This window comes from Lachnospiraceae bacterium (genome assembly GCA_025758065.1).
In the GTDB taxonomy this organism is placed as follows: domain Bacteria; phylum Bacillota; class Clostridia; order Lachnospirales; family Lachnospiraceae; genus Enterocloster.
Window position 1 is genome coordinate 826,501 of the sequence record CP107199.1, and the last position, 13,616, is coordinate 840,116.

Below are 13,616 nucleotides of genomic sequence, written 5' to 3' on the forward strand. Positions count from 1 at the left end.
AGGACATTGTAAAACAAAAGAGGACTCTGGGATTCTTTATGAATCCCTGGTCCTCTTTTTACAGGCTATGTTTTTTCACAGCCCCTTTATTTAAAATAATCCGGAAATTCCTGACGGAATTTCCCTTCATTTAATTGCCACCGGCTCAGATGTTTTTCCATCTGTGCCATGGCATTTTCTTTTTCATGGGCGGCAATAAACCTGATGATCTTTTTGTGGTCTTCAATAACCGTATGGTCTTTTACAGTATTCACAGAAAGGCTGCGGATGCGGTCATAATGGATCGCCAGCTTCTGGCACATACCATAAGTCAGTTCCCTGTGACAGATCATAAACAGTTTCCTGTGCATCTCATCATCTAACTGCATCATCATTTCCGGATGTGAATTTTCCATATAAAATTCCTGTAATCCTACCTTTTCCTGCAGCCATTTTATGTCTTCTTCTGTTGCCATTTCACAACACATTCCTGCTATCTGCTTCTCTAAGAGCACACGCAGGAAACGGGCTTCTTCTACCAGTTCCACATCGATCAGGGCAATGCGCATACCACGTTGGGGGAATATTTCTATAATACGTGACTCTTCGCTTAACTGGATCACCGCTTCCCGCACAGGAGTCCGGCTGACACCGATCTTAGCCGCAAATTCCATATCATTAAAGGCTTCTCCCGGCTTTAACCCAAGAGAAATAATCTGCTCTCTTATCATCCGGTATGCGTATTCTCTGGCTGTTTCTCCCTTTCTTCTTCCCTGTGCGTTCATGCGTGTCCGTTTCTCCTGTTCCTGCCTCTATTTCTTATTTCTGGTTTACATTTCCATTCTGCTTTACAATCGCTTCCCAGAGGCCATTGAGATAACATGCACCCAGCGCACGGTCATACAGACCATATCCCGGCATAGAAACCTCACCCCAGATCGCTCTTCCGTGGTCTGGACGGATAATGCCGTCAAAGCCGATATCATACAGTGCCTTCATGATCTCATACATATCCATGCTGCCGTCAGCGGACAGATGGGCTGCTTCCTGGAAATCCCTGTAACCATTATACTGCAAATTGCGCACATGTGCAAAATGAATACGGCCTTTTAAGGAACGGATAATGTCCGGGATATCATTTTCCGGATTGCTACCTAAAGAACCGGTGCAGAGTGTTACCCCGTTAAATGGTGCATCCACTGCCTTCATCAGCTTTAAAAGGTGTTCTTTATCAGTAATAATACGGGAAAGACCGAAAACAGGCCATGCCGGATCGTCTGGATGGATTGCCATGCGGATATCGTATTTTTCACATACAGGCTGAATGGCTTTTAAGAAATATACCAGATTGTTAAATAATTTTTCTTCATCTACGTCCTTGTACATTTCAAACAGCTCTTTAATTCTTGCCATACGCTCCGGCTCCCAGCCTGGAAGCTCAAATCCATTGGACTTCTCGCCCATAGACTCAAACATATTTTCCGGATCAATCTTGTCGATCTCTTTCTGATCGTATGCTAAAACAGTAGCACCATCTGGGCGTACCTTTGCCAGATCAGAACGGGTCCAGTCAAATACTGGCATGAAATTGTAGCAGACTACATGAATATCTGCCTTTCCCAGACGCTCCAATGTGGTAATATAATTAGCAATGTATTTTTCGCGGTCCGGTGTTCCTACTTTGATAGCATCGTGGATATTTACGCTTTCAATACCCATTACCTTAAGGCCTTTTGCCTCTACCTGCTCCTTCATCTGAAGAATACGCTCCATAGGCCATTCTTCTCCTGCAGGAATGTCATATAATGTAGTGATAACACCCTTTACTCCGGGAATCTGACGGATCTGCTCCAGAGAAACAGAGTCAACGCCCTCGCCAAACCAACGCAGTGTCATTTCCATAATGTTTACCTCCTGATGATCATTATTTTAGTTAGACTATAACTTATTTTAACGGTATTTCGATATACTAATATATTACATCATGTAATTAATATAATAAGAATTCCCTGCATTGTCAAGAGTATTGCTTTTATAAAACGCAAAAACCGCCTGTTGTAATGTGCTTTTCAGCCCATACTTTACAACAGACGGTTTTTTACATGGGGCTGCTGCCCCTTACATGTTCTGTCATGTGGATATTATCTGTCAGCCAGGATCTCATTCATCTTGGAAACCAGATCATCGCAGTCGATTCCATGAACCATGCATGCTTCTTCCAGAGACTCAGCCTGGGAAGATGGGCATCCAAGGCAGTGCATTCCTGCTGCCATCAGCATCTGAGGGATCAGTTCATCCATGTGAACCAGCTCACCGATCAGCATTGTCTTATCGATCTTCATGTGTATTTCCTCCTAATTTTATAGACTGTACGTAATTATTCTATACGCTTTTATCAGCATAATACATTTTGGATTTTTTGGCAAGCCTATTTCTTTTATGAGGTTTATGGCTAAAACCCGTAAAGCCTTATGTTTATTGACTTTTTAGATAGTTTTAACTAACTATTTTGCTCCCAAATTTGTACAATTTATACAGCTTTAGGGGGTATTTTCCTCTTGAATAATTATCCGGAATCGTTTACAATAAAGGGACAATAAGAGAGATTGTTTTTGGAGTTTTCCGGAAACATCTAAATATATAAGGAGGTATTTTACCATGGCATATGTAATTACTGATGGTTGTGTAAGCTGCGGAACTTGTGCTGGCGAATGTCCAGTAGGCGCAATCTCTGAAGGAGATGGCAAGTACGTTATCGACGCTGATTCCTGCATCGATTGCGGAACCTGCGCTGCTGCTTGTCCAACTGGCGCTATCGAAGGCTAATTATTAAGCTACATAAGAAGATGTCACGAAGCGAATGCTTTGTGGCATCTTTTTTTGATATGCCAAATAATAAAAAACAGCAAAACGTCTGCGCTGACAGATACTGAAGCGCATATGAGAGCGCTTATCATATCCAGATAAGAGAGGATTTCAACTATGACACCCAAAAAGCCAATTATCGGCATCACACCCTCACACAACACAGAAAACAATGATACCAGCCTCCGTTCTACTTACCCAAAGGCTATTGCCACTGCAGGAGGACTTGCCATCCTGCTTCCATTGGAATGCAGTAATGAGGATATTAAGCAGTTTATGGACGTTTGTGACGGCTTTCTCTTTACAGGCGGACCAGACATTAATCCATTTCTCTTTGGGGAAGATACTCATCTAAAATGTGGAAATATATCTGCTGCCAGAGATCATCTGGAATTTCGTCTTCTCTCAGCTGCCATGAACGCCAAAAAGCCTGTTTTCGGCATCTGCCGCGGTATTCAGGTGTTAAATGTAGGCCTTGGCGGAAGCCTGTATCAGGATATCTCTTCCCAGACAGAACGGGATTTTCCCATCGCCCACCAACAGCCATTTTACTATAATATCCCCTGTCACCGTGTTAATGTTACAGAGAATACTCTGCTTCATTCTATCTGCCATGGCAGGAATCAGATTTCCGTAAACAGCTGCCATCACCAGAGTATACATATTCCGGCACCGGGATTGATAGCTTCTGCCGTTGCTCCAGATGGGATCATCGAGGCTGTTGAAAAGCCTGATTACCCAAATTTCTTCCTGGGCGTGCAGTGGCATCCGGAATATCTCTGGGACAGAGATGAGGCTGCTATGGGACTGTTTCAGGCCTTTGTGGATGCTTGTAAATAATAGTTTCTCCGCTGTAAAAACCACAGTTTTCAACAGATATACTTCAATATGATTGCTTTATCCACAAATTGATACTTGGTTTTGCACATTGTGTAACTGTAGTCTGCTTACTCCGCAAATTCCCAGTTCTCAACTTCATCCAAAGTCGGTACAGAGGGCGCTGCCCCTGGTCTTGACACTGCAATTGCAGACGCTCTTGATGCCAGGTCCAGTGCCTCTTTTGGGCTTTTGCCCTTGCTGATGGCGGATACGAAGAAACCAGTAAAAGTATCGCCTGCAGCTGTGGTATCTACGGCTTTTACTTTGTAGCACTTTTGTGGGATCACCTGGTCTTTATCAATATAAACAGAGCCCTGGAAACCTAAAGTAAGGACGACTGCAGCCTGTGGGAACATAGCCCTGAAAGCTCCCACAGCCTTTTCTGTACTCTCCAGTTCTTTCTGCCCTAAGATCTGGGCTGCTTCGATCTCATTTACAAAGAACAGCGTTACCTTGTCCAAAGGGAGCGCTTTTATTTTTTCATCCATTGGGGACGGATTTAACACGATCTTCATCTGTTTTTCTGCTGCTTTTTCCATCAGATAAGGCAGATTACTGATCTCGTTCTGTAAGACTAAATAATCTCCTGCATCGAACTGTTCTAATGCAGCGTCAATCTGTTCTTTTGTTATCCTCTGGTTGGCTCCGCCATAGAGAAGAATACAGTTATCTCCCTCTGCATCATTCTGGATAATGGCATGGCCTGTGGAACAATCTTCGTCTACGACTACCAGATCTGTGTTTACACCTGCTTCTTTTAACTGCTCTACCAGAAATTCTCCATCTTTTCCGATCCGTCCTGCGTGAAAAACTTTTGCCCCGGCGCGTCCCAAGGCAACAGACTGGTTTAAACCTTTTCCGCCGCTGAAAATATTCATCTGGCTGGATGAGATAGTCTCGCCTTTCTGGACAAAATGGTCTACGTTGTATACATAGTCGATGTTTAATGAACCAAAGTTTAATATTTTCATGTAAATTCCCCTTTTCACATAATGTTTTTACATTCTCCCACAAGGGGTATTATACCAAAAAAACATACTTGCAGCATTTAGTATTTTAAACTTCTGCAAGTATGTTTTTATAAACGCCCGGAATCATTTACCCTAAAACTTCACGTATCCCAGAATTTCCTGTGTTCCCAGGGCCTCGTGACGTTCTCTGATCAATATCCCATTATTATTATCAAATTCATAAAGGCTGTATCCGCAGGATCCCCGCATACATACTCTCTGCTCCTGGTCTTCTCCCACAAAAGACAGACTCATAGCCGTCCTGTAAGGGATATTTTCATAAAAACCACGATATAACTGATGAGTATGGCCACAAAGGATCATGGATATGGACGACCTTCGTAAAATTTCATTAAATCCTTCTGTTACTTCACATGCCGGAAATTCTGCCTGCCGAGGCAGCAGGTGATGATGGGTCATAAGCAGGATCGCCTGCCCTTTTTCACTTTCTAAAGCTTTTTTCAGCCAGTCACATTGATACCAGCCAATTTTTCCGTCTGCGCTTCCCGGATATGAATTATCCATTGAAAGAATACTTACAGAGCCCAGACGCCGGATGTAGCAATAGGGTTCATCTTTTACTGTCTCCCAGCCAAGCCAGCCTTTCTGAAAGGTCTGGCGCTCATCGTGGTTTCCTGGTGTAACAATAATGGGAATATCTGGAAAACGCTTTTCTATTTCTGTGTGCAGCTGCTTATAATCCTCCTGCGTACCATATTCTGTCATATCCCCGGAGATCAGGACTGCTGAAAGCTGTTCCCGTTCTTTCTCCCCCATTTTCTGAAGGCAGATATCTAACTGCTGCATTGGCGGAACCATATTTGGGAAAATAGAATCATAGGCAAAAGCCTTATTGCTGCTTTTATATTGCATCCGGTAATGCAGATCCGAAATATGCAACAGTTTCACCTGCATCCCCCTTTTCTGTGGATCAAACGCAAAAATTTATCTGCATCTGTATTAGCGATCAGCTCTTCTGGGAAATGGATCTCTTCTAAAAGGTCTGTCACTTTATCAAAGTATCCCACTGCTGTCGCAAAATGAGCATCCGTTCCAGTGGATATTTCCACACCATGTTTCTCACACAGACCTAAGATCTCCATGAGATTTTCCCTGGTATTCAGCCGGAAATATGCATTTTTAAGAGAATTATTATTAACCTCTAACAGTACTTTGTTTTCTTTTGCAGCCAGGACAAGCTCTTCAAAATCTACTGGAATATATCCGTCTTCCGGATGACCAATGATCTGTACATAGGGATTTTCCATAGCTTTCAGGTAAGCCCGGGTATTTTCTGCCTTACTTCCTGCCGGTGTACACACGGTATGATAACTTGCGATCACTATGTCCTGTCTTTTTAAAAGGTCCTCTGGAAGATCAATATTGCCTTCGCGGTCCAGGATATTCAGTTCTACCCCATAAAGCATCTGCACCCCAAAAAGTTCACGGTCCAGAACATTATAGTTCATAAAATGGAACCGGTCCGGAGAATCTGGCAGAGCAGGAGCATGATCTGTAATACAAAGCAGTTCCAGATCCTGCTTCGCTGCTGCCTGTGCATTTTCCAGGATCGTGCTGTATGCATGGGCACTGGCCAGTGTATGTGTATGTGAGTCAACTTTCAACTTCATAAACTACTCTCCTTAACCTTTCAATTCTTTCTGACGCCGTACTGCGCTTTTTCGGAAAACATAAAATACCATCAATGCAACAATGGTAGCAACATAAGGGATGGAAGCTGTTACCTGTGTTTTTAAGGATGTATTCTGCATTGCATTTCCAATTGCCTGACATGCCCCAAAGAAAAAGCTGGCAAAAAGAACTCCTAACGGATTTGCTCCGCCCATATTGCAGGCTGCCATAGCCATATATCCGCGGCCGGCTGTAATATTTTGGATAAAAAGCGTTACACTTCCCATAGATAATACGCATCCTCCCAGACCGCAAAGGATCCCAGAAAGCGCCACTGTGAGGAACTGATCCCGCTCTACTTTGGTTCCAAGGCTGCGGGCCGCCTTCTGGTTGATGCCAATAGCTCTTAAACGATAGCCCATAACTGTTTTATAGAGAAAAATATGCATTCCCACAGCCAGTAAAATAGCAAAATAATCGATAGGTGTCAGATTTGCCAGAACTTTTCCAATAAACGGAATATCTTTGATGATCGGAAGATTGATACGTGGAAGCGGCAGCAGACTGCTGTCTGTAAATACTCCTCTGACTCCAAAGATCACATACAGAAGATAGGTAGTCGCACCTGTCATCAGCGTATTCATTGCCATTCCTACTACTGTTGCTGACGCCTTAAAACGGATAATGCAAATGGCATTAATAGCAGAAATAACAAGACCACTGGCAGCACCTGCCAAAACAGCAAGAAAAATACTGTGTGTATAATAGTTGGCAACAATACTGAAAAATGCTCCGGCCATCATGGTGCCTTCCATGCCGATATTGAATACTTTTACCTTATTGCAGATCGCAGCCGTTAAAGCAGCCAGCAAAATAGGAGATGTCATACGGATCATGGAATTTAACACAGTAGCAATATAGGTAGCATTAATTGTCATTGGTCTTTCCTCCCTTCTGCTGCTTTTTGTTACGCTTCAACTTCAATGAAAATCTGGCTGTAACTAAAAGTGTGATAACACCTGAAATGATAGATACAATATCTGAGGAGAGTCCCATACTGCGTTCAATAGCACTTCCTCCTGTGGAAATTCCCGCCATAAAGATAGAGCAGAAAAGTACACCTAACGGACTGTGTCCTGCCATTAAAGTAGTGATAACGCCTGTCCATGCATAACCGGGAGAAGAGATCATTGCATCTACATAGCGGTAACGGCTTCCTAAAACCTCACATGCACCGCCGATCCCTGCCAAAGCGCCGCTGATCATCATAATGCGGAACATCATATTCCGGCTGGAAATACCGCCGTAATCAGCAAAATGAGGATTCAGACCACCCATTCTTGCCTTATAACCAAAACTGGTCCTGCGCATCATAAACCAGATCCCTGCAACTGCTAAAAGCGCCAGGATAAAACCTCCATGAACTGCATAACCTTTAAACAGCTTTGGAAGGATCCCTTCTGTTATCTTCTGTGTCTGGATCGCAGATGCATCCGATGCCATAGGATCTTTAAATACATAGGTGGTAAGATAGGAACAAATATTTTCACACACATAATTTAACATCAGCGTAACGATCAAAAGCCACATTTCAAAACGGTTACAGATATAAGATGAAAAATATGACACTGCCATTCCCACTGCAGAACCCGCCAGTAAAGACACAATACAGACTACAATAGAAGGACCTGGGCAGTAGATTGCTGTGATTGCTGACGCAAGAGCTCCTAAAGCCATCTGTCCGGCTGCTCCCATACTTGGATATCCGGAACCCCAGGCTAACGCTGCTGCAAGTCCTGCAAAAATGATAGGAGTTGCACGGGTCAGTGTGGCAGAAAGATAATAACCGGAACCAAATCCACCTGCCAGGATCCCGCCAATAGTTGCAAAGGGATCATATCCTGACAATGCGATCACCAGTCCTCCAATGACAAATCCAAGGAAGATGGCAAACAGCGGAAGGGCAAGATGTTCCATTTTTTTATTCAACATATTTTTTATTTGGTTTCCCTGCTTCATACATGACCTCCCACCATTAAAAGTCCTAATGACTTTTCATCAATATCGCCACGGACAAACTCACCGTTGATCCGGCCTTCGTAAATAACATAGATACGGTCACTAAGGGTCATGATCTCACTTAATTCGCTGGAAACTAAAAGGATGCCATCGCCCTGGTTTCTTTTTTCCACCAAACGGTCGTGGATAAAATCCATTGCTCCGATATCAATGCCTCTGGTAGGTTCACAGGCGATCAAAAATGGGGTTCCCAGAGTTATTTCCCTTGCCGCGATCAGCTTCTGGGCATTTCCGCCGGAAAGTTCCCGGATCTTCTGTCGGGGACTTCCCACTTTAACTTTATAATCTTCGATCAGCTGCTTTGCATGGGCTTTTACCTGTTTCAGATCAAGTAATCCTTTATGGGAAAACGCTTCTTTGTCTTCATATCCCATCAGGCTGTTTTCTTCCAGAGTTGCCTCAGGCGCGCTTCCCCAGAAATACCGGTCTTCCGGAATACAGGACATTCCGTTGTCCCTGAAAGAACGCACAGATGCATTGGTCACATCTTTTTCCTGAAGCAGGATCTTTCCGCTGTCTACTTTCTGCAGACCGGACACGCAGCGCACCAGTTCAGACTGGCCATTTCCAGACACGCCTGCTATTCCTACGATCTCTCCCCGGTCTACATGGATGCTTAACTGATCCAGGATATTTTTTCCGCTATTATCCTGAAGTACGATATCCTGTACATCTAAAAGACGTTCTCCAGCCTGCATTGAAGGTATCTGACGGGTAAGGATCTGGCGCCCAACCATCATATAAGACAGCTGCTCAATGCTTGTGTCCACTTTTTTTGTTTCACCAACTACCTTGCCGGCGCGCATTACAACAACGCGATCTGCAATCTCCATAACCTCCCGCAGTTTATGAGTGATGATAATAAGGCTTTTTCCCATATCTGCCAGTTTTCTCATGGTTTTTAAAAGCTCATCTACCTCAAGAGGTGTAAGAACTGCACTGGGCTCATCGAAAATGATGATATCCGCATTCTGATAAAGGATCTTTAAGATCTCTACTCTCTGCTGTGTTCCTACAGGAAGATCATGGACCACCGCTTTCGGATCGACCTGAAGGCCATATGTCTTTGCCAGTTCAGAGACTATCTGGTTATTGGCATTTTTATCATAAAAAATACCTTTATGCTTTTCATTTCTGTAAACAATATTCTCTGCAACTGTCATTGTCTGAAACAGCATAAAATGCTGCTGTACCATGCCAATTCCCTTTGCAATAGCATCAGCTGGGCTGCGAAAATGCATTTTCTCTCCATTTAAGAAGATCTCCCCGCTGGTGGCTTTTTCCATTCCATAAAGGACCTTCATAATCGTAGATTTTCCGGCTCCATTTTCACCTACAACAGCAAGGATCTCTCCTTTATCCAGGGAAAAGCTTACATGGTCATTAGCCACTACCTGGCCATAGACCTTGACAATATCTTTCATTTCTAATAGCATATGGTCCATCCTCCCATGTGCAGTGTCATTAATGAGCTGCTTCTTCCGGTACTTCTATTACCAGTTCACCGGAAATGATCTTATCTGCCGCTTCTTTTCCTGCTGCGATCACTTCATCTGTGATAATGTCTGTATTGCGGTAATTTTCTTTGTCTGTTGTTATGTAAACTACTCCAAAAGCATTTTCCTTTAATCCAAGGAGCTGTGAACCGCCCTCAAGGGTACCATTCAGATAATTTTCCACAACATTTCTTGTACAGATATTGGTATTTTTCAGAAGCCCGCCCAGGATATACGGATTTTCTTCTGTTGTCTGGTCAATACTTAAACCTGTGGTGTAAATGGTCTTTCCCTGGTCCGCCAGTTCTAAAGCAGCCTGATAGATCCCCGCATTAGAACTTGATGAAGCACCGCCCATAATGATCTTGCATCCTGCTGCCTGCTGCTGAAGCGCATATTCATATGCAAGTGTGGTATCTGCATAGGAATTTGTATAATTATACATAAACTCGGCATCAGGATTTACAGACAGAACACCTTCGGAATAGCCGTAGCGATACTTATAAGTTGCCTGTGTCTGATAGGAGCAGATATAACCAAACTTATTTTCCTCCGGGAAAGCAGTTGCCATCATAGTTCCCAGTACATAAGCGCCTTCCCACTCCTTAAATCCGATACTTGTAACTGCGTCATTAGAACATACAGTATCAATAACTGCATATTTTATATCCGGATTGGCATCTGCCAGAGTTCCAAATGAGTCTGCTGCCTGCCAGCCCAGTCCAATGATCAGATCATAACCTTCATGTGAAGCTGCTTCTGAATTTTCTGTCCACTGTGCCGCATCTGCACATTCAATACTGGACCACTCAAAACCATACTCTTCGCTCAGTTTTTCCATTTCATGATAAGCCTGAAGAATAAACTGTTCTGTTCCAATGGTATCTGTAATCAGTGCGATCTTGTGGGCACTCTTATCATCAGACTTGTTTTCTGCAGTACTGCCTGCATTCTGTTTTCCACATCCTGCCATCGTTGCAGCGAGGGACGCAGCAAGTACCAGACACATTATTCTTTTTTTCATAACCGGGAATCCTCCTTTTTCTTATCGCCATGTGCTTTCGAGATCTTTTGTAACTTCAGAATAGCATATACCTCTTTTTATCAACAATGACACAGGTCCCACTTTTGGTAATTTTGCAGTAATTTTTATGTAAAATAATTGCGTTTTTGTGAAACCTTGCGTTTCTTGCATTTTATCTGCCTTTTTGTTATCATATCTGTAATGTGATCATTCAGATATAATTATTTCAGCAAAGGAAATCATATTTTCTCGGAGGGACCCAATTTATGGAAAAGATCCAACAGACAACGCTTCTTATGGAGCATATTAAAAAATCCCACATGCAGGATGTTTTTTCTTTTGATGTCTCTACCATTGCTGAGTTATTTTCCTTTCAGCCCCAGGAATTCCTGATCGAGGTCGGCCATAACAGCGACTATCTTTATTTTCTGACTTCAGGGGAGATCATGGTCTGCACTTATACTATTTCTGAAAAATTTCATTCCCAGTGTTATTACCATGGACTTGCCCCTATATTGGGAGAGGCTTCTATTTTGTGGGGCAAGACACCGATCAGCACGGTCCAGGCTCTTACAAAAGGAACTTGTGTGGGGATCTCTGTGAAAAAGCATGGCGAACAGCTTTTAAATGATAACCATTTTCTTCGTTATGTCTGTCAGATCCTTTCTGAGCGCCTCCATTCTTCCAATTTTATAACCTCTCTTGACCCGGTAGAGGTTCGTTTTGCCTCTTTTCTTATTACCAACAGTCAGGATAATGTATTTTCTTTTAAGATCTCTACCTGTGCAGAACTGTTAGATACCAGTTACAGGCACCTTTTCCGTGTTATTAATAAATTGTGCGCTGCCAATATCCTTCAGAAAACAAAAAAGGGATATCTGATCCTGGACCGCCAGGCGTTAGATCAGTTATCCCAGGGAAAATTAGAGATTGATTTTTAAAAAAGAGTTTTAAAAAACGCAGTTCCGAATTTGTGGAACTGCGTTTTTCTTATAAGTTTTATAAAAACTTTTTACGTTCGATTATTTCTGTGGACCAGCTGCTACCAGTGCCTTGCCAGCTTCGTTGCTCTCGTACTTAGCGAAGTTCTTGATGAATCTGCTTGCCAGATCCTCTGCCTTCTTCTCCCACTCAGCTGCATCTGCGTAGGTGTCACGTGGATCAAGGATTGCAGGATCTACACCTGGAAGTTCGGTAGGTACTTCGAAATCGAAGTGAGGGATCTTCTTGGTAGGTGCCTTTAAGATGTCGCCGCTTAAGATAGCGTCGATGATACCACGGGTATCCTTAATGGAGATACGCTTGCCAGTACCATTCCATCCGGTATTTACTAAGTATGCCTTAGCACCGCTCTTTTCCATCTTCTTAACCAGCTCAGCTGCATACTTTGTAGGATGCAGTTCCAGGAATGCCTGGCCGAAGCAAGCAGAGAAGGTAGGTGTAGGCTCAGTGATTCCGCGCTCTGTACCAGCTAATTTAGCTGTAAATCCAGACAGGAAGTAATACTGGGTCTGCTCTGGTGTCAGGATAGATACTGGAGGCAGTACGCCGAAAGCATCTGCAGACAGGAAGATAACGTTCTTTGCTGCAGGACCTGCAGAGACTGGGCGAACGATCTTCTCAATGTGGTCGATCGGATAGGAAACACGGGTGTTCTCAGTTACGCTCTTATCAGCGAAATCGATCTTTCCTGTTTCATCCAGAGTAACGTTCTCAAGCAGAGCGTCTCTCCTAATTGCATTATAGATATCTGGTTCAGATTCCTTATCCAGGTTGATAACCTTAGCGTAGCATCCGCCTTCGAAGTTGAATACGCCATTGTCATCCCAGCCGTGCTCATCATCACCGATCAGCAGACGCTTAGGATCTGTAGACAGAGTGGTCTTACCTGTACCAGACAGACCGAAGAAGATTGCGGTGTTTTCACCGTTCATATCTGTATTTGCGGAGCAGTGCATGGAAGCGATGCCCTTTAATGGCAGATAGTAGTTCATCATGGAGAACATACCCTTCTTCATCTCGCCGCCATACCATGTATTGATGATAACCTGCTCACGGCTTGTGATGTTGAATACAACTGCAGTCTCAGAGTTCAGACCTAATTCCTTGTAGTTCTCTACTTTAGCCTTAGATGCGTTGTAAACAACGAAATCTGGCTCAAAGCTTTCCAGTTCTTCAGCAGTTGGCTTGATGAACATGTTGGTAACAAAATGTGCCTGCCAAGCTACTTCAACGATAAAACGGATTGCCATACGAGTGTCCTTGTTTGCGCCGCAGAATGCATCTACAACGTAAAGTTTCTTGTTGGACAGCTCCTTCTGAGCGATCTCTTTAACAGCCTTCCAAGCTTCCTGGGATGCTGGATGGTTGTCATTCTTGTATTCATCAGAGGTCCACCATACAGTGTCCTTGGAGTTCTCATCTACAACGATAAATTTATCTTTAGGAGAACGTCCTGTATAGATGCCAGTCATAACGTCAACTGCTCCCAGTTCGCTGACCTGTCCTTTTTCATAACCTTCCAGTTCTGGTTTGGTCTCCTCCTCAAATAACATCTCATAAGAAGGGTTGTACACAATTTCGGTGGTTCCGGTAATACCATACTTTGTTAAATCGATTTTTGCTGCCATCTTACTAACCTCTTTCCTTTCG

General features: G+C 43.4%; 14 protein-coding genes. 3 read left to right on the forward strand and 11 right to left on the reverse strand.

Features of this window, described 5'->3' with window-relative positions; translation table 11 throughout:
• Window positions 1–86 precede the first annotated feature (86 nt).
• The 3 genes from OGM16_03785 to OGM16_03795 all read right to left on the reverse strand — a co-directional run bounded on the left by OGM16_03785 (window position 87) and on the right by OGM16_03795 (window position 2,321).
• A complete protein-coding gene (locus OGM16_03785; GenBank protein UYJ47402.1) occupies window positions 87–764 on the reverse strand; it encodes a GntR family transcriptional regulator in 678 nt (225 codons plus the stop codon).
• Window positions 765–798: 34 nt separating this feature from the next.
• A complete protein-coding gene (gene uxuA, locus OGM16_03790) occupies window positions 799–1,881 on the reverse strand; it encodes a mannonate dehydratase (protein ID UYJ47403.1) in 1,083 nt (360 codons plus the stop codon).
• A 239-nt stretch (window positions 1,882–2,120) separates the two neighbouring features.
• Window positions 2,121–2,321 (reverse strand): DUF1858 domain-containing protein, encoded by a 201-nt coding sequence (locus tag OGM16_03795; GenBank protein UYJ47404.1) that lies wholly within the window; start codon window positions 2,319–2,321, stop codon window positions 2,121–2,123.
• Between the two features lie 316 nt (window positions 2,322–2,637).
• Between OGM16_03795 and OGM16_03800 the strand changes: the two genes are divergently transcribed.
• Both OGM16_03800 and OGM16_03805 read left to right on the forward strand, forming a co-directional pair.
• Window positions 2,638–2,805 (forward strand): 4Fe-4S binding protein, encoded by a 168-nt coding sequence (locus OGM16_03800; protein ID UYJ47405.1) that lies wholly within the window; start codon window positions 2,638–2,640, stop codon window positions 2,803–2,805.
• Between the two features lie 156 nt (window positions 2,806–2,961).
• Complete coding sequence (locus tag OGM16_03805) at window positions 2,962–3,684, forward strand: gamma-glutamyl-gamma-aminobutyrate hydrolase family protein (protein UYJ47406.1); 723 nt, start codon at window positions 2,962–2,964, stop codon at window positions 3,682–3,684.
• A gap of 107 nt (window positions 3,685–3,791) precedes the next feature.
• Here the strand turns inward: OGM16_03805 and OGM16_03810 are convergent, their stop codons facing one another.
• The 7 genes from OGM16_03810 to OGM16_03840 form a co-directional block, all read right to left on the reverse strand.
• Window positions 3,792–4,694 carry a ribokinase gene (locus OGM16_03810; protein UYJ47407.1) on the reverse strand — a complete coding sequence of 301 codons (903 nt, stop codon included), beginning with the start codon at window positions 4,692–4,694 and terminating at the stop codon, window positions 3,792–3,794.
• A 132-nt stretch (window positions 4,695–4,826) separates the two neighbouring features.
• A complete protein-coding gene (locus OGM16_03815) occupies window positions 4,827–5,642 on the reverse strand; it encodes a metallophosphoesterase (GenBank protein UYJ47408.1) in 816 nt (271 codons plus the stop codon).
• Window positions 5,639–6,364 (reverse strand): phosphatase, encoded by a 726-nt coding sequence (locus tag OGM16_03820; GenBank protein ID UYJ47409.1) that lies wholly within the window; start codon window positions 6,362–6,364, stop codon window positions 5,639–5,641. The genes OGM16_03815 and OGM16_03820 overlap by 4 nt, the downstream gene beginning before the upstream one ends.
• A gap of 12 nt (window positions 6,365–6,376) precedes the next feature.
• Window positions 6,377–7,303: an ABC transporter permease gene (locus OGM16_03825; GenBank protein UYJ47410.1), complete on the reverse strand. Its 927-nt coding sequence runs from the start codon at window positions 7,301–7,303 to the stop codon at window positions 6,377–6,379.
• Entirely contained in the window at window positions 7,293–8,384 is a 1,092-nt protein-coding gene (locus OGM16_03830; protein UYJ47411.1) for an ABC transporter permease, read from the reverse strand. The genes OGM16_03825 and OGM16_03830 overlap by 11 nt, the downstream gene beginning before the upstream one ends.
• The gene (locus OGM16_03835; GenBank protein ID UYJ47412.1) at window positions 8,381–9,880 is read right to left on the reverse strand and encodes an ABC transporter ATP-binding protein; all 1,500 of its coding nucleotides are present in this window, start codon (window positions 9,878–9,880) and stop codon (window positions 8,381–8,383) included. Before OGM16_03835 ends, OGM16_03830 begins: the two co-directional genes overlap by 4 nt.
• A 28-nt stretch (window positions 9,881–9,908) precedes the next feature.
• Window positions 9,909–10,964 carry a BMP family ABC transporter substrate-binding protein gene (locus tag OGM16_03840; protein UYJ47413.1) on the reverse strand — a complete coding sequence of 352 codons (1,056 nt, stop codon included), beginning with the start codon at window positions 10,962–10,964 and terminating at the stop codon, window positions 9,909–9,911.
• Between the two features lie 266 nt (window positions 10,965–11,230).
• On the opposite strand from OGM16_03840, the gene OGM16_03845 reads away from it, so the two are divergent.
• Window positions 11,231–11,905, forward strand: coding sequence for a cyclic nucleotide-binding domain-containing protein (locus tag OGM16_03845; protein ID UYJ47414.1), 675 nt, complete (start codon window positions 11,231–11,233; stop codon window positions 11,903–11,905).
• A gap of 81 nt (window positions 11,906–11,986) precedes the next feature.
• On the opposite strand, the gene pckA is transcribed toward OGM16_03845, so the two are convergent.
• Window positions 11,987–13,594, reverse strand: coding sequence for a phosphoenolpyruvate carboxykinase (ATP) (gene pckA / locus OGM16_03850; protein UYJ47415.1), 1,608 nt, complete (start codon window positions 13,592–13,594; stop codon window positions 11,987–11,989).
• Window positions 13,595–13,616 lie beyond the last annotated feature (22 nt).